Source organism: Duganella sp. Dugasp56, assembly GCF_047304105.1.
GTDB lineage: Bacteria > Pseudomonadota > Gammaproteobacteria > Burkholderiales > Burkholderiaceae_D > Rugamonas > Rugamonas hordei.
The window spans coordinates 86,376-105,014 of record NZ_JBGLYQ010000013.1 but is presented as its reverse complement, the minus strand read 5'-3'; the positions used below and the strand labels follow the sequence as shown (position 1 = coordinate 105,014).

Annotated in this window: 16 protein-coding genes and 1 riboswitch; of the genes, 7 read left to right on the top strand and 9 right to left on the bottom strand. The window is 65.8% G+C overall.

Annotation, left to right across the window (positions count from 1 at the left end; genetic code table 11):
• Positions 1-8 precede the first annotated feature (8 nt).
• The 4 genes from ACCD07_RS11395 to ACCD07_RS11380 are packed head-to-tail and all read right to left on the bottom strand — an operon-like array spanning position 9 to position 4,081.
• The gene (locus ACCD07_RS11395; RefSeq protein ID WP_413447406.1) at positions 9-2,195 is read right to left on the bottom strand and encodes a chemotaxis protein CheA; all 2,187 of its coding nucleotides are present in this window, start codon (positions 2,193-2,195) and stop codon (positions 9-11) included.
• A gap of 16 nt (positions 2,196-2,211) precedes the next feature.
• A complete protein-coding gene (locus ACCD07_RS11390; protein WP_413447405.1) occupies positions 2,212-2,520 on the bottom strand; it encodes a lipid asymmetry maintenance protein MlaB in 309 nt (102 codons plus the stop codon).
• Positions 2,521-2,553: 33 nt separating this feature from the next.
• Positions 2,554-2,922, bottom strand: coding sequence for a response regulator (locus tag ACCD07_RS11385; RefSeq protein ID WP_176655955.1), 369 nt, complete (start codon positions 2,920-2,922; stop codon positions 2,554-2,556).
• A gap of 13 nt (positions 2,923-2,935) precedes the next feature.
• On the bottom strand, positions 2,936-4,081 hold the full coding sequence (locus ACCD07_RS11380) for a methyl-accepting chemotaxis protein (protein WP_413447404.1): 1,146 nt from the start codon (positions 4,079-4,081) through the stop codon (positions 2,936-2,938).
• 303 nt (positions 4,082-4,384) lie between these two features.
• Here ACCD07_RS11380 and ACCD07_RS11375 point away from each other — a divergent pair, with 303 nt between their 5' ends.
• The 3 genes from ACCD07_RS11375 (at position 4,385) to aqpZ (ending at position 6,642) form a co-directional block, all read left to right on the top strand.
• Positions 4,385-4,762 (top strand): response regulator, encoded by a 378-nt coding sequence (locus ACCD07_RS11375; RefSeq protein WP_413447403.1) that lies wholly within the window; start codon positions 4,385-4,387, stop codon positions 4,760-4,762.
• Positions 4,714-5,856, top strand: coding sequence for a response regulator (locus tag ACCD07_RS11370; protein WP_413447402.1), 1,143 nt, complete (start codon positions 4,714-4,716; stop codon positions 5,854-5,856). The genes ACCD07_RS11375 and ACCD07_RS11370 overlap by 49 nt, the downstream gene beginning before the upstream one ends.
• Positions 5,857-5,949: 93 nt before the next feature.
• Positions 5,950-6,642: an aquaporin Z gene (gene aqpZ / locus ACCD07_RS11365; RefSeq protein ID WP_413447401.1), complete on the top strand. Its 693-nt coding sequence runs from the start codon at positions 5,950-5,952 to the stop codon at positions 6,640-6,642.
• A gap of 44 nt (positions 6,643-6,686) precedes the next feature.
• Here the strand turns inward: aqpZ and ACCD07_RS11360 are convergent, their stop codons facing one another.
• Positions 6,687-8,300, bottom strand: coding sequence for a methyl-accepting chemotaxis protein (locus ACCD07_RS11360; RefSeq protein WP_176655958.1), 1,614 nt, complete (start codon positions 8,298-8,300; stop codon positions 6,687-6,689).
• Between the two features lie 236 nt (positions 8,301-8,536).
• Between ACCD07_RS11360 and ACCD07_RS11355 the strand changes: the two genes are divergently transcribed.
• Positions 8,537-9,163 carry a Crp/Fnr family transcriptional regulator gene (locus ACCD07_RS11355; protein ID WP_353404769.1) on the top strand — a complete coding sequence of 209 codons (627 nt, stop codon included), beginning with the start codon at positions 8,537-8,539 and terminating at the stop codon, positions 9,161-9,163.
• 39 nt (positions 9,164-9,202) lie between these two features.
• Here ACCD07_RS11355 and panD read toward each other — a convergent pair whose 3' ends face one another.
• The gene (panD, locus tag ACCD07_RS11350) at positions 9,203-9,562 is read right to left on the bottom strand and encodes an aspartate 1-decarboxylase (protein ID WP_176655980.1); all 360 of its coding nucleotides are present in this window, start codon (positions 9,560-9,562) and stop codon (positions 9,203-9,205) included.
• Between the two features lie 166 nt (positions 9,563-9,728).
• On the opposite strand from panD, the gene ACCD07_RS11345 reads away from it, so the two are divergent.
• Positions 9,729-11,450 (top strand): diguanylate cyclase, encoded by a 1,722-nt coding sequence (locus tag ACCD07_RS11345; protein WP_413447400.1) that lies wholly within the window; start codon positions 9,729-9,731, stop codon positions 11,448-11,450.
• A gap of 6 nt (positions 11,451-11,456) precedes the next feature.
• Here ACCD07_RS11345 and ACCD07_RS11340 read toward each other — a convergent pair whose 3' ends face one another.
• Complete coding sequence (locus tag ACCD07_RS11340; protein ID WP_353404767.1) at positions 11,457-13,076, bottom strand: serine hydrolase; 1,620 nt, start codon at positions 13,074-13,076, stop codon at positions 11,457-11,459.
• Complete coding sequence (locus ACCD07_RS11335) at positions 13,073-14,923, bottom strand: M1 family metallopeptidase (RefSeq protein WP_413447399.1); 1,851 nt, start codon at positions 14,921-14,923, stop codon at positions 13,073-13,075. Before ACCD07_RS11335 ends, ACCD07_RS11340 begins: the two co-directional genes overlap by 4 nt.
• A 91-nt stretch (positions 14,924-15,014) precedes the next feature.
• A riboswitch (yybP-ykoY riboswitch) is annotated at positions 15,015-15,198 on the top strand.
• A gap of 10 nt (positions 15,199-15,208) precedes the next feature.
• On the opposite strand from ACCD07_RS11335, the gene ACCD07_RS11330 reads away from it, so the two are divergent.
• Positions 15,209-15,784 carry a TMEM165/GDT1 family protein gene (locus ACCD07_RS11330; protein WP_176655962.1) on the top strand — a complete coding sequence of 192 codons (576 nt, stop codon included), beginning with the start codon at positions 15,209-15,211 and terminating at the stop codon, positions 15,782-15,784.
• 101 nt (positions 15,785-15,885) lie between these two features.
• Positions 15,886-16,200 carry a PEP-CTERM sorting domain-containing protein gene (locus ACCD07_RS11325; protein ID WP_413447398.1) on the top strand — a complete coding sequence of 105 codons (315 nt, stop codon included), beginning with the start codon at positions 15,886-15,888 and terminating at the stop codon, positions 16,198-16,200.
• 21 nt (positions 16,201-16,221) lie between these two features.
• Here the strand turns inward: ACCD07_RS11325 and ACCD07_RS11320 are convergent, their stop codons facing one another.
• Positions 16,222-18,471 carry a CehA/McbA family metallohydrolase gene (locus tag ACCD07_RS11320; protein ID WP_413447397.1) on the bottom strand — a complete coding sequence of 750 codons (2,250 nt, stop codon included), beginning with the start codon at positions 18,469-18,471 and terminating at the stop codon, positions 16,222-16,224.
• Positions 18,472-18,639 lie beyond the last annotated feature (168 nt).

Sequence of the window (18,639 nt, the reverse complement as noted above, 5' to 3'; positions counted from 1 at the left end):
CTTTCAGGCTAGGCGGCCAGCGCCACGGCGGCGCCCTTGCCGCTGACGGCCTGCATCAGCGCCGACACGTCCAGGATCAGCGCCACTTCGCCGCTACCCAGGATGGTCGAGCCGCTGATGCATTTGACTTCGCTGAACATCGGGCTGAGCGGCTTGATGACGGTCTGGAATTCGCCCAGCAGCGTATCGACCACCAGCCCGGCGCGCTGGTTGCCCAGCTTGAGCACGACGATGCTCTCGCGCCGCGTGGCGGCGCCGTCGATGCGGAACAGCTCGCGCAGACGCACGAACGGCAGCACCTGCCCGCGCAGGTTGCAATAGTCCTGGCCCGGCTCGGTGGCGTACTCGATGCACTCCTCGATCATGTCGAGCGGGATCACGAACACCGACGATCCCACCTGCACCAGGAAGCCGTCGATGATGGCCAGCGTCAGCGGCAGGCGCACGGTGACGGTGGTGCCGGCGCCTTCCTTGCTGCTGACGTCGACGCTGCCGCGCAGCGCGGTGATGTTGCGCTTGACCACGTCCATGCCGACGCCGCGTCCGGACAGGTTGGTGATCTTCTCGGCGGTGGAAAACCCGGCCTCGAAGATCAGGTTGTAGATCTCGCTGTCGGTCAGCTTGCGGTCGGCGTCCACCAGCCCGCGCTCGACGGCCTTGGCCAGGATCTTTTCCTTGCGCAGGCCGCCGCCGTCGTCGCTGACTTCGATGACGATGCTGCCCGATTCATGGAAGGCGTTGAGCTTGATCATGCCCTTGGCAGACTTGCCGTTGGCCACGCGCACGTCGGCCGGCTCGATGCCGTGGTCCATGGCGTTGCGCACCAGGTGCATCAGCGGATCGCCGATCTTCTCCACCACGGTCTTGTCCAGTTCCGAATCCTCGCCGTCGACGATCAGGCCGATGTCCTTGCCCAGCTCGCGCGCGACGTCGTGCACCACCCGCTGGAAGCGGTTGAAGGTGGCGCCTATCTTCACCATGCGCAGCTCGAGCGCGGCGTCGCGCACGTCCTCCACCAGCCCGGTCAGGGTCGAGGTGCATTCGAGCAGCTCGGCGTTCTGGATATGCTGGCCTATCATGCTGGCGCGCGCGCCGGCGATGATCAACTCGCCGACCAGGTCGATCAGCCGGTCCAGCTTGTCGGAATCGACGCGGATCGAACGGCTCTCCTGCGCCTTCTGTTCGCTGACCTGCTTCTGCTTGGCCAGCGCCGCCTCCACCACCACCGGCGGCACGTTGCCGGCGCCGACCAGGATGCTGCCCAGCTGCTGCTGCGGCTCGTCGGCCGGGCGCTCCTCGGTCGACTGCTGGTGCAGCGCCCCCTCCAGCTCGAACGCGGTCACGCTGCCGCAGCGCACCAGTATCTCGCCCAGGCGCGCGGCCTGCTCCGGCAAGGCGCGGATCAGGTCGACGTAGTGCGACACCTTGCTGTGCGGCGGGATGATGCGGATCTCGCAATCGTCCTGCACGAACTCGAACACGCCGGCGATGGCGTCGCGGTCGGCCGTGCTGTCGAAGGCGATTTCAAAGCCGAGGTAGCACAGCTCCGCGTCCATCTCGTCGGCGGGCGGCAGCGCATCGGGCACGGTGGCGATGCCCACCACGCGGCCCAGCTTGGCCAGGTAGCGCAGGAAGGCGATCGGGTCCATGCCGTTCTGCAGCACGCCGCGGCCGAAGCGCAGCGAGATGTGCCAGTAGTCGCTGTCGCCGCCGTGCTGGGCGATGCGCTCGACGCCCGGCTCGGCCTGCACCGCCAGCGGCGCCGACGCTGCACCTGCGGCTGTGCCGGCGGCGTCCGCGCCGCCTTCCATGTGGCGGCGCAGCTGCTGCAGCAGCATCTCGCCTTCGGGCGCGGTGTCCGGATCGGCCTCCAGCCGGCCGGCGGCCAGCGCGTCCGTCATGCCGGACAGGTAGTCGCAGCACGACAGCAGCAGCACGATCATTTCATCGTTGAGCACCACGCGGCCGTCGCGCACTTCGTCGAGCAGGCTCTCGACCACGTGGGTGAAGGCGACGATGTGATCGAGGCTGAACAAGCCGGCCGAACCCTTGATGGTGTGGGCGGCGCGGAAGATGGCGTTGATCGCCTCGCTCTGGTCGCCCGCAAGGTCGACGTTGAGCAGCGCGTTTTCCATTTCCTCGAGCAGTTCGCGGCTTTCCGTGATAAATGTCTGTAGCGCTTCGTCCAGGTTCATGGCGTGGCCTCGCAGGTCAGTCGTGTATCAGCAGGGCGTCGCCGAAGAACGCGCCCAGGTCCAGCATTTCGAATATCTCGACCACGGCCGGGCTGTGGTGCAGCAGGCGCAGTTCGCGCTTGTCGGCGTTGGCGGTCTGCTTGGCCAGCATCAGCACCTGCAGGCCGGCGGTATCGAGTTCGGTGATGCCGGCCAGGTCGATCTCCAGCACGCGCGACTTGCGCAGCGCTTCCAGCACCACGACTCTGAGGTCGGCGGCGCGGTAGATCGTCATCTCGCCGTCGATGGCAATGCGGGTAACGTCCTGCGGTGATTGGTCCGGCATCGCGGCCTCCGTTCAGTCGTTCGGTCGTTCGGTTTAGGGCAGCACCAGCTTGGCGACGGCGCCGAGCAGCACCTCGGGCTTGAACGGCTTGACCACCCATGCCTTGGCGCCGGCAGCCTTGCCCTCTTCCTTCTTGCTCTCCTGCGATTCCGTGGTCAGCATGATGACCGGCGTGAAGCGGTAGTTGGGCAGGGCCTTGAATTCCTTGACGAAGGTGATGCCGTCCATATTCGGCATGTTGACGTCGCACACCACCAGATGGATTTTCTGGCCGGTGCATTTGGACAGCGCGTCGACGCCGTCGCGGCCCTCGATCACGTCGTAGCCGGCGCCCTTGAGCGCGATGCCGACCACCTGGCGCAGGGATGCGGAATCGTCGACCACCATAATGGTTTTTGCCATGGTTTAGCTATCCTCAGAAGAAAGTGATTTCATCGGCCGCGGCGGCGACCGGGGTGGCGTGGCGCGAGCCGGTGTGGATCGCGTGCTCCTCCGCCATCGCATAGGTTTTTTGCAGTTCGTGCAGCAGCGGCTGCGGGTCGAGCGGCTCCAGCACCTGGTCGGCGTGGTAGCGGTCGCGGTTGTCGCGCAACAGCGCCGGCAGCAGCTCCATGTTTTCGCGCACGTGCGCCATCACCTGGCTGACGCGGTCCTGGAACTGCAGCTGCACCAGCGCCTCGCCGACCTCGCCCTGGATGCCGACGCTCTGCTGCTTGAGCAGGTCGGACGACTGCACCAGCTCGTCGGTCATACGGCGGAAGTCCTGCAGCACCGTATCGATCATGCCTTCGGCCGACTGCATCGACTTGTCTTCCTGCTCGCTGGACTGTTCGGCCGCCTGGCTGGCGGCCAGGATGGCGCTGCTGATCAGGCCGACGCGGTTGGAGATGTTGCGGCCGGTCTCGGCCGAGCGGCTCGACAGGTTGCGCACTTCCTGCGCCACCACCGCGAAGCCGCGGCCGGCGGGGCCGGCGCGCGCCGCCTCGATGGCCGCGTTCAGCGCCAGCAGATTGGTTTGCGCGGCGATGCTGGCCACGCCTTCGGCCATGTCGCGCAATTCGCGCGTGAAGCTTTCGAGGTCCTTGATCTTGGCCAGCATGGCCTGCTTGGAAGCCATCGCCGATTTCATCGACACCACCACCGAGCCGAGCTGGGTTTCGCTGCGCGCAAACACCTCGGTCATCGCCGGGCCGCCCTGGCCGCCGCCGTGGCTGGACACATGGACCGCGTTGTCGAGCTTGTCGACGATGCTGGAGAAACGCCCGGCCAGGTCGGCCACCGCTTCCTCCATCTGGGTGCGCGAGTTTTCGATGTGGCGGCACCAGATCGGCAGCACGGCGTCGCCGAACTGCTCGCGTCCGGCCAGGTAGCTGTCTATCATCTGCTGCTCGCCGCCGCCCATGCCGGCCGCGCCCGACGCGCGCGCGCACCATGCGGCGGCGGCCAGCAGCAACGCCGACCACAACAGCGTGTACCAGCCCCAGGTGCTCCAGCCGGCAACCACGGTCCCCAGCGCGCCCGCGCCGGCCAGGCCGAAGGGCATCAATATCCTGCTATCCATACCCGCATTATTCTTCACTGGACGCCACCCCACTATCATCTCGCAAGGCGCATGTGCGGCCTTGTGGAAGTCCAACTGTATCCCAGAAATAAAGCCTGCGCCACAATGTGGCCGACAATCAATTGTATTGTGGAGTTTTAAGCCACAGCACCTCAAATTGCTTCAAAAGAAAAATAAAGTAAAGTTAAGATAGATGCTTGCATGATGGACGTTGCTTGCTACTGTTGTAGCAGCACCACCGCAGCAAGCCAGCGCGGCATTGCCTTGCTTTCGACCTTACTCACTATCACGCTGGAACCTTCCATGCCTCTGCCGAATATCGATCTCTCGCTGCCGTTGCTGGTGGTGGACGACAATCAACAAATGCGCTCCGTGGTCAAAGGCATCCTCGCCGATCTCGGCTTCGCCAACGTGTTCCTGGTCGGCAGCGGCGAAGAAGCTTGCCGCATCCTCAACGAGCGGCCGATCGCCGCCGTCATTTCGGACCTCGACATGCCGGGCATGAACGGCCTGCAATTGCTGCGCTGGGTGCGCAGCACGCTGGCCGACAAGGAGCTGCCGTTCATGCTGCTGCCCGGCGAAGCCAACCGCGAAGGCTTGCTGGCGGCGACGCCGCCGCCAAACGCGCGGCCATGCGCCGCGCCGCCGCGTCCGCCGCCACGCCGGCGCCGGCGCCGCTGATCGGCATGGAACGCCCGCTGGAGGAACGCCTGCGCGAAGCGACCGTGCTGGTGGTCGACGACATCGCCACCAACATCAAGGTCATCGCCGGCATGCTGGCCGAGGACGGCTACGGCGTCAAGGTGGCGATCTCCGGCAAGAAGGCGCTGGAGATCACTCCCGTGCACCGGCCGGACCTGATCCTGCTCGACATCATGATGCCGGAAATGGACGGCTTCGAAGTGTGCCGCCGCCTCAAGGCCGATCCCGCCACCGCCGACATCCCGGTGATCTTCCTGACGGCCAAGGACCAGACCGGGGACATCGTCGGCGGCCTCGAGCTGGGCGCGGTCGACTACGTCACCAAGCCGGTCGATCCGGCCATCCTAAAGGCGCGCCTGCGCACGCACCTGCGGCTGGCCGGCATGATGGCCGACCTGAAGCGGCAGAACTCGGCCGTGGCCGACAACGCCCAGCTGCGCGAGGAAGTCGAGCGCCTGAGCCGCTACGACCTGAGCGCGCCGCTGGCCGAGGTGATCGCCGCCGGCGAACAGCTGCTGGCCGATCCCGCGCTGACCGCGGCGCCGGCCCGGCGCGACACGCTGCAGCGGCTGGACGAGGCGGCGCACCGCGCGCTGCGGCTGGCCAGCCTGTCGCTCGAACTGTGCCGCATCGAACAGGGCGTGTGCCAGCCGGGCAGCGAGCCGCTGGCGCTGAACGCGATGCTGGCGCGCGCCACCGCCACCGCCGCCACCGCCCGCACCCATCCGGTGATGCTGCCGCCGGCGCCGGTGACGGTGCTGGCCGACCGCACGCTGTGCCAGACGCTGTTCGAACACCTGGCGCTGAACGCGGCGGCCCATACGCCGGCGGGCACCTCCATCGTGCTGGGCGCCGCGCTGGAAGACGGTTGCTGGACGCTGTCGCTGGAATATGCCGGCGTGCTGCCGGCCGCGCAGCGCGCCTGCCTGCAGGGCCAGGCCCAGCGTCCGGCCGGCGACAACGCGCTGCCGATGTACGCGGCGCGCCTGCAGGCGCAGGTGCAGGGCGGCGCGCTGAGCGCGCAGGACGACAGCGCCCGCACCCGTTTGCTGCTGCGCCTGCCGGCCGCGTGAAAATTCCGCGCTCGACTTTTTGCTCCGTCCCGGGTAGATTGACAACGTTGCAAATACATTATGCAAACTGGCTCATTCTATCGAAGGAAAAACATGAAACAATATGGCGCGGAATTTTTTGGAACGTTTTGGCTGGTGCTCGGCGGTTGCGGCAGTGCCGTGCTGGCGGCGGCCTTTCCCGGTGTCGGCATCGGCCTGCTGGGCGTATCGCTGGCCTTCGGCCTGACGGTGTTGACGATGGCCTACGCCATCGGCCACATCTCTGGCTGCCACCTGAATCCGGCGGTGTCGATCGGCCTGTGGGCCGGCGGCCGCTTCCCCGCCAATAAGCTGCTGCCCTACATCGTCGCGCAGGTACTGGGCGGCATCGCCGCCGGCGGCGTGCTGTTCGTCATCGCCAGCGGCAAGGCCGGCTTCGACGTCATGGGCGGCTTCGCCTCCAACGGCTACGGCGCGCATTCGCCGGGCGGCTACTCGCTGCTGGCGGCGCTGGTGACCGAGGTGGTGATGACCATGATGTTCCTGCTGATTATCCTCGGCGCCACCGACGAGCGCGCGCCCAAGGGCTTCGCGCCGCTGCCGATCGGCCTGGGCCTGACCCTGATCCACCTGATCAGCATTCCGGTCACCAACACCTCGGTCAACCCGGCGCGCAGCACCGGCGTGGCGCTGTACGTGGGCGACTGGGCGGTCAGCCAGCTGTGGCTGTTCTGGGTCGCGCCGATCGCCGGCGCGCTGCTGGGCGCGGCGATCTACCGCTTCATCGGCACGCCGGAAAAAGCCTAAACATTACCGCCTGAGCGTTACGGCCTGAGCGTTACAGCTGCCCCTCAGGCCAGCATGGCGCGCGCGCCGCCGCGCGCCGGCATCGCCGGCCGCCGCGGCGCGGCGTCGCCCAGCTTGAAGATGCTGACGGCGTCGGCCAGCTTGGCGGCCTGTTCCTGCATCGCATCGGCCGCCGCCGCGGCCTGCTCCACCAGCGCCGCGTTCTGCTGCGTCACGTGATCCATCTGCGTGATCGAGTTGTTGATCTGCTCGATGCCGTTGGTCTGCTCGCTGCTGGCGTTGCTGATCTCGGCCATGATGTGCGTGACGCGGGCTATGCTGGCCACCACCTCCTCCATCGTGCTGCCGGCCCGGCCCACCAGCCGCGTGCCGGTCGCCACCTTGGTCACCGAATCGTCGATCAGTGCCTTGATCTCCTTGGCCGCGCTGGCCGAGCGCTGCGCCAGGTTGCGCACCTCGGTCGCCACCACGGCAAAGCCGCGCCCCTGCTCGCCGGCGCGCGCCGCCTCGACCGCCGCGTTCAGCGCCAGGATGTTGGTCTGGAACGCGATGCCGTCGATGACGCCGATGATGTCGACGATCTTCTTCGACGAGGCGTCGATCGACGCCATGGTCTGCACCACGTCCGACACCTCGGCGCCGCCGCGCGCGGCCACCTCCGACGCCGACGCCGCCAGCTGGTTGGCCTGGCGCGCGTTCTCGGCGTTCTGCTTGACGGTGGACGTCAGCTGCTCCATCGACGACGCCGTCTCTTCCAGCGAACTGGCCTGCTGCTCGGTGCGCGACGACAGGTCCAGGTTGCCGGCGGCGATCTGCGACGACGCGGTGGCGATGGTGTCGGTGCCGCTGCGCACGTCGCTGACGATCTGCACCAGGCCGCTGGACATGCGGTGCAGCGCCTGCAGCAGCTTGCCCGGCTCGTCCTGGTTGTAGCCGGTCGTCGCATGGTTGCTGTGATCGACCAGGTCGCCGCAGGCCACGCACTCGGCCAGCGCCACCGCCTCGTTGATCGGCCGCGTGATGCCGGCCGTCAGCCACCACGCGAACGCCACGCTGAAGGCCACCACCAGCGCCGCCATCAGCACCAGCAGGTTGCGGCTGTTCCTGGCCACCTCGTCGATGCGGGCGGCGGCGCTGTCGATTTCCTTGCGCTGGTGGTCCAGCATTTTCTGCAGCATGGTCTCGTAGACCTTGGAGGCCGGCAAGTAAGCGCTTTCCAGCAGGCGGCTGGCCTCGTCGGCGTCGCCGCCGGCCTTGGCCTTCATCACGCCGTCGCGCGAAGCCACATAGTTCTTGCGGGTGCTGACCAGGTCCGCCATCAGCGCCTTGTCGCCGTCGTTGGCAAGCTCTTCGATTTTCTTGATCAGGCCCTGGGCGTAGGCGGTGGAGACCTTGGCGTCCTCGGCGAAGAAGGTGGCCAGCGCCGGATCGGCGCTCTTGGCCACCGCCGTGGTGCGGCGGATGCCGGCAAACACCACACGGTACCAGTCGGCGATCAGGCGCTCCTTGGCCAGCGGCGCCTCCATCATGGCGCGGGTGGATTCAGCGACGCCTTGCAGGCGGTAGATGCCGACACAGGTGTTCAATATCAGAATCGCAAGGATGACAGCAAAGCCAAGGGACAGTCGGCGTCCAATGCTGAGGTCGCTGATTTTCATGTGAGTCTCCCGAATTGTAGGCCGGTCGCGCGCCGCCGGCTGCGCTGGTGCTGTCTTATGGTAACGCCAAAATCCAGCCCCGCTCAACCTCTTTCAATTGCTTTAAGCTTGAAATATATTTGCGTTTTTAGTTCCAATCCGCAACGAAAATTGTCCCTTCCACTGAGAAAACGTTTACACTTCCGGATATTATGTACGGCCATTTACATGCCGGGATTTCACAGCAAACCAAAAAAATGAATCAGGCATTCTTAGAACATAGAGCAAAATACCGGGAAATCATCGCCGAACGCTACAAGGTGACGACTGAAATGTACGATGAGGTGACGCGCCAGCTGGCGCCGCTGGCGGTGCCGGTGAGCTTGCGCAAGGGTGAATTTTTACAACGCATCGGCACGGTGGCGCAGAACGTCCACTGGCTGCACAGCGGCGTCGCCCGCACCGGCTTCATCACCGAGACCGGCAACGAAGTCACGCTGCAGTTCCTCACCGACGGCCAGCCGGCCGCCGCCCACGACGACCTGTTGCGCGCGCGCGAGGAAAAGCCCGCGCTCAATTTCGTCGTCGCCGAGACGGCCGTGCACGGCTACCGCCTGGACTGGCTGGAACTCAGCAAGCTGGCCGACAGCAGCCATGTGTTGCGCGACTACTACCTGAAGGTGTCCGAGCGCGGCATCATCGAGCAGGGCCGGCGCCTGTACCTGAACGCCTCGCCGGCGCAGGGTCGGCTGAACGCCTTCCGCCGCCAGTACCCGGGGCTGGAGCAGCGCATCTCGCAGAAAGTGGTGGCGTCGTTCCTCGGCATCACGCCGCAGTACATGTCGCAGCTGCTGCGCAACGACAACGCATCGAAGCCGGAATAAAAAAAGAGCCTTGCGGCTCTTTTCGGTTTACTTTTTCACTTATTTCTTCATGCCCGTGATCTTGTTCTTGTCGTCGACGAACACGACTTTCGGCTTGTAGTCCTTCGCCTGGTCCTCGGTCATCGGCGCGTAGGTGCAGATGATCAGCAGGTCGCCCAGCTGCGCGCGGCGCGCGGCGGCGCCGTTCAGCGAAATCTCGCCGGTGCCGCGCAGGCCGGGAATGGCGTAGGTGGAGAAGCGCTCGCCGTTGTTCACGTTGTAGAGCTCGATTTTTTCGTTGACCCAGATATCCGCCGCTTCCAGCAGATCCACGTCGATACCGCAGGAACCTTCGTAGTGCAAGTCCGCCTGGGTGACCGTCACCCGATGCAACTTGGACCGCAGCATCACTCTTTGCATAGACATCTTCTTCATCCTTCGATTAGTAAACATTCAAGCTTTGCATTCAGGCCAGCATGGCTCCCCGACGCGCGGGCGACATGCTACCACATGGGCTGATACGCAACCACGCCGGCGCCGCTTTGTGGCATATTGCTAAGTAGCAAATCGGAAGGTGGACCGCAACATGAGACTAACCCGGTTATTCGGCGTCGCCGGTGCGGTGCTCGCGCTGCTGGTGTGCGGCATGCTGGGCCGGCTGCTGTGGGGCGAATGGCAACACTACAGCGCCACCGACAGCGGCCGCCATACGCTGCAACTGATGCGGCACTCGATGGTCGCCGCCGAAAAACTCTCCTCCGAACGGGGCCCGGTGAACGGCGTCCTGGGCGACCGCGCACCGGCCGACCCGGCGCGGCGCGAAGGCTTGCTGCGCGCCCGCGCCGCCACCGACCAGGCACTGGCCGAACTGCAGCAGGCATTGGCCGGCGGCGCCCGCACCAGCGTGCTGGCGCCGCTGTACGAAGCGCTGCGCGCGGCCCGCCTGACGGTGGACCGGCTGGCCGCGCTGCCGCCGGCCGAACGCACGCCGGAGCGCCTGACGGCCGCCGTCGACGCCATGTTCGGGCTGGTGCCGCTGGCGCTGGACACGGTGACCGGCTACACGCGCGCCTCCGAGGACATCTATCCGCGCATCGCCCGCATTCTGATGAAGGTGCGCTTCGCCGTCGAGCTGCGCGAATACGCCGGGCGCCTGGGGTCGGCGCTGACGGTGCCGCTGGCGCGCAGGCAGCCGCTGACCGAGGCGGACCGCCAGCAGCTGCAGTTCCTGCGCGGCCGCATCGAGCAGTTGCGCCAGCTGATCAAGATGCCGAGCAGCGACGCCGACCACGACCCGCGCGTGCTGGCGGCGGTGGCGCGCATGGACATGGTGTACTTCGGCCCCGGCCAGCAGCTGGTGGCCGGCGTCGAACAGGCCAGCCGCGAGGGCCAGGGCTACGACATGGACACGGCGCAGTTCGCGCGCCGCTACGTGCCCAGCATGGCGCCCATCCTGGCGCTGCGCGACGTGCTGCTGGAGCAGGCGCAGGAGCAGGCGCGGCAAGACTACGACGCGGCCCGCCGGGAACTGATGCTGGCCCTGCTGATCGGCGCGGCGATCCTGCTGTCGCTGGCATTGCTGCTGCTGATCGTACGGCGGCGCGTGGCGGTGCCGCTGCTGCACGCCACCGTCGCCGCGGTCCGGCTGGGCAACGGCGACTACACGCTCGACACGCTGGCCCATCGCGGCGCGGACCGCGCCGACGAAATCGGCGACATGCTGCGCGCGCTGTCGACGCTGCGCGCCAACAGCATGGAGCGCCAGCGGCTGGAGCAGGAACGGGGACATCTGATCGAGGAGCTGAGGCTGAGCGCGGACACCGACTACCTGACCGGCATCCTCAACCGCCGCGCCTTCACCGCGGCCGGCAACCAGCGCTTGCGCGGCGCCTGCGGCCGCAACGAAGCGCTGGCGGTGATCCTGTTCGATATCGATCACTTCAAGTCGGTCAACGACAGCTACGGTCACGACGCCGGCGACCAGGTGCTGATACGCATCGCCGGCGTGGTGCGCACCCTCCTGCGCGACGGCGAGATCGTGGCGCGCTACGGCGGCGAGGAGTTCGTGGTGATGCCGTCGCACTGCGGCATGGACTCGGCGCGGGCGCTGGCGGAGCGCCTGCGCGAGGCGATCGCCGGCGAGCCGCTGACGCTGGCCGACGGCCACATTCTGCGCGTGACGGCCAGCTTCGGCGTGGCGGTGGCGCACGGTCCGTACGCGGCGCTGGACGACCTGTTCCACGCGGCCGACCTGGCGCTGTACCGCGCCAAGAGCGGTGGCCGCAACCGCGTGGAAGTGCAGGCCTGAGCTGGATTACTTCTTCTTGGCCTCGGCCTTGACCGGCGTGAAGGTGAGGTCGCGGAAGTCGTAGCTGAAATCGGTCTCGGTCGACACCGGCGCCATCTTCATGCGCTCGATGCTGCCGTCCGGGTTCAGCGCGAAGCTGACGTAGGCGTCGGCGTTGAAGTTGCGTTCCTTCCAGCGCACGATGAAGGTGTCGTGCTGGAAGTGCTCCAGTTCCCCGACCAGGTCCGGCGTGCGGGCAAAGCTCATGACGTGCTTCTTGCCCTCGGCGCGGATGCTGATCTTGCCGTACCAGGCGTCTTCATACTCGCCATCGTAGGAAGCCAGCGGCAGCGACGGCGACGACTTCGCCGCGCGCGCCGACACTTCCTTGCCCTGCCGTTCCAGCTCCTCCTTGTGCATCGCCGCTTCCTGCTCGGCGTACAGCGAGATCCAGTCGCTGGCCGGCACGTTCAGGTACTGGTCCAGGATGCGCCAGTACAGCGACGCCATCACCGGGCTGTTCTCGGCGTTGGTCAGGATGGCGATGCCGAGTTTTTCCTCGGGCACCATCAGTACCGTCGAATAAAAGCCCTGCAGCGCGCCGCCGTGCATGGCGATCTTGCGGCCCTTGTAGTCGCGCAGGCTGAAGCCCAGGCCATAGGCCGCGAAGTTGGGTTTGGTGGCGGCCAGCGCCGGCTTCGGATCGCGGATGCGCATCGGCGTCTGCTCCGACCACATTTCGTTCAGCTGTTTTGTGCTGAGCAGCTGCTTGCCGTCTTCCAGCTTGCCGCCGCCCAGCAGCATGTTCATCCAGCGCGCGATGTCTTCGGCGCTGGTGTTGATGCCCACCGCGCCGACCGCGTTCTCCACCGGCATCGGCTTGACCACGGCGTTCCTGTCGTTGATCTTGCTGTGCGGCGCCGAGTAGTTGGACGAGGCCAGCATCTGCGCCACGCTGGTGGTGGTGCCGTTCATGCCCAGCGGCGCCAGGATGCGGTCGTGGATGGTTTCGCCCCAGCTCTTGCCGGATTTTTCCGCGACGATCTTGCCGGCGACGATGTAGAGCAGGTTGTCGTAGGCGTAGCTGTTGCGGAAGCTGGTGGCCGGCTTCACGTAGCGCAACCGGGCGATGATTTCGTCGGTGCTGAAATTGGTGGTCGGCCACCACAGCAGGTCGCCCGCGCCCAGGCCAAGGCCGCTGCGGTGCGTCAGCAGGTCGCGCACCGTCATCTGGCCGGTGACGTAGGAGTCAAACATCTGGAAGCCCGGCAGGTGCTTGGTGACCGGATCGTCCCAGCCGATCTTGCCCTCGTCGACCAGCATCGCCAACGCGGCGGAGGTGAAGGCCTTGGAGTTGGAGGCGATCTCGAACTGCGTCTTGCCGTCGACCGGCGCGGTCGCGCCGCGCTGACGCACGCCGTAGCCCTTGGCGGCAACCACCTTGCCGTCCTTGACGATGGCGATGGCCACGCCGGGAATGTCGAAGGTCTTCAGCGCGCGCTCGACGTCGGCGTCGAGGTTGAAGACTGGCGCCGCGGCGGTCGCCGGCGCTGCCGGTACCGCCGGCGCATCGGCCGCCAGCGCCACGTTGGAGAAAGCCAGCAGCAGCGCGGCGGAAACGAAGGTATGGGAAAACTTGGTCATCATTTTTTGAATTGTTTATCGACGGAGCCCTGCGTCACAGGGTGGTAGTGTTCACGCGCCTTGGCGTAGATGGATTTGGCCCACTCCTTGTCGGACGGGTTTTTCAGCAGCGCGGTGTACAGCGGCACGACGAACTTCTGGCGGCCCACGCTCATCAGGAAGGCGCTCAGCGGTTCGCGCACATCGTAGCCGGCCTTGATCGAGGCCAGGTAGAAACGGTAGGCGATTTCATTGTTGCCGCTCTTGCCCAGCGAGTAAGCCTGGTCCAGCTCTTTCAGCTGGGTGGCGTTGGCCTTGCCGTCGATATCGTTCAGGAAGTGCATCCACTCCAGCGCGATCCAGTGCTTGCCGTTCAATTCGGCGGTCGGCAGTTCGCCCTTCAGCCATGCGCTGCGCTGCGCGTCCAGCGCGGCTAGGCGCGGCGAGGCGGCGTGCTTGGCGCTGGCCGGGATGCCGGGACCGTACAGCCACTCGTCCAGCTCCGCCGGCGACATCACTTCCGGATGCGCGTCCAGCAGGTTCTTCTTCAGGTAGACGACGAATTCGTCGGTGGTGGCGGACTGGAACGCGTGCTGGTCGAACCAGCCGCGCAGGAACGGATCGAAGACGTCGCGGCCGGCGCGCTGTTCCAGCGTGCGCAGCAGCCAGGCGCCTTTCGGATAGACCAGGCCGCCGTCGGTGTAGGTGGCCGAGCTGGTGTCCGGATCGCGCGTGACCAGCGCCTGCTTGGCCGGCGGGATGGACGGCAGCGAAGCCATCGCCTCTTCCTGCTCGACCTGTAGGTTCATCTCCGCCACTTCCTCGCCGTACAGCTTCTCGACGATGCGGGTGGTGACGTAGGTGGTGAAGCCTTCGTTGAGCCAGAAGTGCTTCCACGACGCGTTGGTGACCAGGTTGCCGGACCACGAGTGCGCCAGTTCATGCGCGATCAGGTCGACCAGGCTGCGGTCGCCCGCGATCATGGTCGGCGTGAGGAAGGTCAGGCGCGGGTTTTCCATGCCGCCGATCGGGAACGACGGCGGCAGCACGATCATGTCGTAGCGCTCCCACCGGTACGGGCCGTACAGGCCTTCGGCGGCGCTGATCATTTTTTCGGTGTCGGCCAGCTCCCAGGCGGCGGCCTCGATGCGCGGCGCTTCCGCGTACACGGCGGAACGCGGGCCGAGGTTGCGCACTTCCAGCTCGCCGATGGCGATCGCCAGCAGGTACGATGGAATCGGCTGCGCCATCTTGAATTTCCAGCCGCCGTTGCCGGTGGCCTTCTGGTCGTTCTCGGCGCTCATCACCACGCGCATGCCGGCCGGCGCCTCGATGCGGGCGCTGTAGGTGAAACGCACCGCCGGCGTGTCCTGCACCGGCGCCCACGAGCGGGCGTTGATTTCCTCGGACTGGCTGAACATGAACGGCAGCTTGCCGGACATGGTCTGCTGCGGCGACATCCACTGCAGCGCGGCGGCCGACGGCGCGGTGCGGTAGTAGACGCGCACCTTCTTCGGCTGGAACGGCACCGAGATGCGCAGCGCGCGGCCCTTTTCCGCATCCAGCTTGTCGAGCATGAAGGAGGCGGGACTCCAGCGGCCGTTCGGGTTCTGCACCTGCACCTTGGAGATGTTCAGTTCATTGGTGTCCAGCACCAGCGTGCGGGCCGCCTTGTCGATCCAGTCCAGCGTCAGCTCGGCGTAGCCGCCCAGCGTCTTGTGGCCGAAATCGGCCTTCAGGTCCAGATACAGGTCGCTGGTGCGCACCTGGTCGTAGCGGGCGTAGCTCAGCGGATCGGCGCGGGCAGATTGGGCCGCCAGCGCCGCCAGTGCGGATAGCACGAGCGCGGACATGGTCTTCTTGATGGGCATGGTGTTCTTTTCAATGAGTTGCACAAGCGCGAAGCAGAATAGCATAGCCATGTATCGGGCATGTGTACAGCCTGTCGGCTATGGTATGATGGCGGCCGTAAGTGGGGAGTAGTCGGCTTGCGCCGCCCGGTGCAAGAACCTGTGTCAACATAATCGGTCCGCAGACCGTGGTGCAGGTGGTTGAAAAACTTGACGAGACCATGATCGAGGTGCGGCCATGATGGGCCGGAGTCGCGCCTGGATCATTGGTTAATCGTTTCCGGCCCGCGTACTACACACACTCCCATGGAAGCTTTCTTCGTCTCTACCGGCATCGTCGCCCTCGCTGAAATCGGCGATAAAACCCAGCTGCTCGCCTTCGTCCTGGCTGCAAAGTTCCGCCGTCCGCTGCCCATCATCGCCGCGATTTTTGTCGCCACCATCGCCAACCATGCGTTTGCCGCCGCCGTCGGCAGCTGGATCACCGGCCTGCTCGGCCCCGACATCCTGCGCTGGGTGCTGGGCGTATCCTTCCTGGCGATGGCCGCGTGGACGCTGGTGCCGGACAAGATCGACGATGACGACGTGCCGCTGGCGAAGTACGGCGTGTTCCTGACCACGCTGATCGCGTTCTTCGCGGCCGAGATGGGGGACAAGACGCAGGTCGCCACGGTGGCGCTGGCGGCCCGCTATCACAGCCTGGTGGCCGTGGTCTGCGGCACCACCTTGGGCATGATGCTGGCCAACGTGCCGGCGGTCTACCTGGGCGACAGGATCGCCGGCCGCGTGTCGCTCAAACTGGTGCACGGCATCGCCGCTGCCGTGTTTGCGGTGCTGGGCGTGGCCACGCTTCTGGGCGCGGGCGCCGGCCTGGGCGCCTGATCGTCAAGACCTTTTTACGCCACTCTGTTAGCTTGCGCACCGATTTATCAAAATTGTCATTGTATTATACTTGCCAATCAATTATTTTCTTGAGGCGGTACATGTCATTGATGAGCAAGTCGGCAGCGCTGCTGCTGTGCGCCACCGTCTTCACCGTTGAGGCCCAGCCGATCGAGGTCGAGACGCAGGAGGCGACGCAGGCCGAAACCTTCACCAAGGCGGCCCGGCCGCCGGCCACGGATCCGACGCAAGTTGGGGACCGGGGCGGCGTCAAACCGCAAAATCCCGCGGCGGCCAAGGTGGAACCGGCTCCGGTACCGGAGCCGGCGCATTACAAGCTGATACTGCTCGGCATAGCCATCCTGCTGCTGTTCGCGCGGCGCGACGCCCCGCGCGACGAGCCATGGACCAAGTGAGTTTCAGCTGATTACCAGACGTTACTGCGCAAGCAGGCTGACGTCGTCGACAATGAAGGCCGTCGATACCGTCGATCCTTCCACGCCTTCAAAGTAGATGCGCACTGTCTGGCCCTTGTAGGCCGACAGGTCGAAACTCTTCTGCACGTACGTGCTGCCCTTGTTCAGATTCGAGTAGGTCGCCAGCGTCGCCAGCACGGCGTTGGCGCTGCTGCGCACCTGCACCTTCAGCGTATCGTAGGCGGTGGTGGTCGTGGTTTCACTGGAATCCACTTTCAGCCAGAACGACAGCGTGGCGCTGGTTGCCGACGACGGAATCGTCACGGTCTGGTACAGCGTGTCGGTGTGGGCGCTGCCGTAACCGTCCAGCCAGGCCTTGTAGCTGCCAGCATGCGCCGCTTGTCCTGAATCCGACGTGATCACGCCGGACGTCGCCGTCCAAGATGCAGCGCCCGATTCAAAGCCGCCGTTGGCGATCAGCTGCGTTGGAGTCGGTGTTGGCGTCGGTGTTGGCGTCGGCGTCGGCGTCGGCGTTGGCGTCGGGGTCGGCGTTGGTGTTGGAGTCGGGGTAGGTGTTGGCGTTGGGGTAGGCGTCGGCGTGCCGCCCGTCGTCTGCGTCACCCAGATCGGCGCCGACCACAGGATATTGCCGTCGTTCTGAGTCACCTTGGCGTAGTAGAAATGCTCGCCGACAGCCGGCGTGACGGTGGTGCTGGCGGTTGCCGACAGCTGCGTCACCGTGCCGTTGCGGCCCGGTACGCCCTCGTACATCTTCACCGTCGATACCGTCTTGCCGCTGCTGCTGGCGAAGTTGGCCACCAGCGCCAGGCTGCCGCTGTTGGTGAAGCGTTCGCCCATCACGTGGCCGTTGGCGGTCAGGATCAGCTGCGAGGTCTTGTCCATCGTGGCGTACACGCGGCGCGCCTTGATGGCTGCGATCATGCTGGCCGACGACAGCGTGGTGCCGGTCGGGATCAACACGCCGGTGCGGTTGGTGTACGACGCGCCCCAGTTGGCGCAATGGTTGTCCTGGTCGGTCGAGAAGGCCACGTGATAGCCCGCCTCCAGCGCCTTGTTGCAGGCGCCTTCGTAGGTGCTGCGGCTGGTTTCGGTCTCGCTGGTGTTGGTCGAGAAGGCGGAGGTGTTGAGCACTTCGCACAGCGCCATCGCCTGGTCGCCGTCGGCCGTGTAGCCCAGCGCCGTGCCGTTGACGATGAACTGGCCCGACGATTCCGGATGGTTGAACTGGCCCACCCAGCCGCGCTGGCGCATCAGCGTGTACAGGCCGGCGTAGTCGTTCTTGGCGGTGAGCGTGTCGGCGATCAGCTGGCCGCTGCTGTTGCTCTCCCAGCCCAGCAACTCGGTGGTGTTGAAGATGTTCATATGGCCGCCGTTGTTGATGACGCCCCACTCCAGGCCATACATCCCGAGGAAGCCGGGGTTCGCGCTGTTGTAGCTGGCGGCGGCGCTCAGGCCGGACTGGAACAACGCCTTGGCCACGGCCGGATCGGCGGAGGCGTTGGTGCTGTCGGAGCCGTCGTACATGTGGTTATGCTCGGAGGCCATCAGGAAATCGAGGCCCTTGCCCTTGGCGTAGGCATAGGCGTCGGCCGGGCCGAGCGCCGCGCTTTGCGGATTCTGCGCGCCGGTGCAGCTGGACAGCGCGCCACCGCCGTCGCTGTGGTTGGTCTGGCTGTGCAGATTGCCCAGGTAGACGGTGTATGGCAGCGACGCGGTGGCGGCGACGGCGCCCTGCACCACGCGGCCGTCGGTGCGCGCGGCGCGCGCGCGCGTGGCGGAAGTCGGCAAGGCCTTGAAGGCGGGCATGGCCTGCGCGGGCGCCTGGCCCACCGAGATGTCCCAGCTTTGTTCGATGGCCTCGTCGCCGGTGACGGCGCGCATGCGCGCCTGGTAGACGCCGTCGGTCAGGATCAGGCCTTCGGCGCGGCCGTCCCAGGCGATGCTGACATCGACCGGCTTGCCGCTGATGCCCTGCACGCCCTGCCACCGCTGCACCACGACGCCGTCCGGGCTGACCAGCTCAAGATGCCAGTTGACGTCCTGCTCGCGCTCGAGCAGCGGGAAATCGAAGACCAGCTTGAAGGTGCGGGCTTCCGGCCGGTCCTGGTCGGCGCCGTCGGCGGTGAACGGCGCGTACAGCGTGGCCTCGAATTCATGGTGGTCGGCCTTGGACGCCTGGACCGCGCCAATGACGCCGGAAGACAAGAGCAACGTCATCGCGAGCCGGGACAGCATCTTAGATTTGTTCATTCTTTTTTCTCTCTCTATGCGGTTGGGGATCCAAAATTCTGGCAACTATGCATGACAAGAGGATGACGAACCAATTCGAATTTTCTTGGCTATTCAGATGTCTTTCAAATAAATGCGCTGACGCCCGGGAAGCGCGCTGCAACCGCACGAAAGATTATCTTCCGTGCT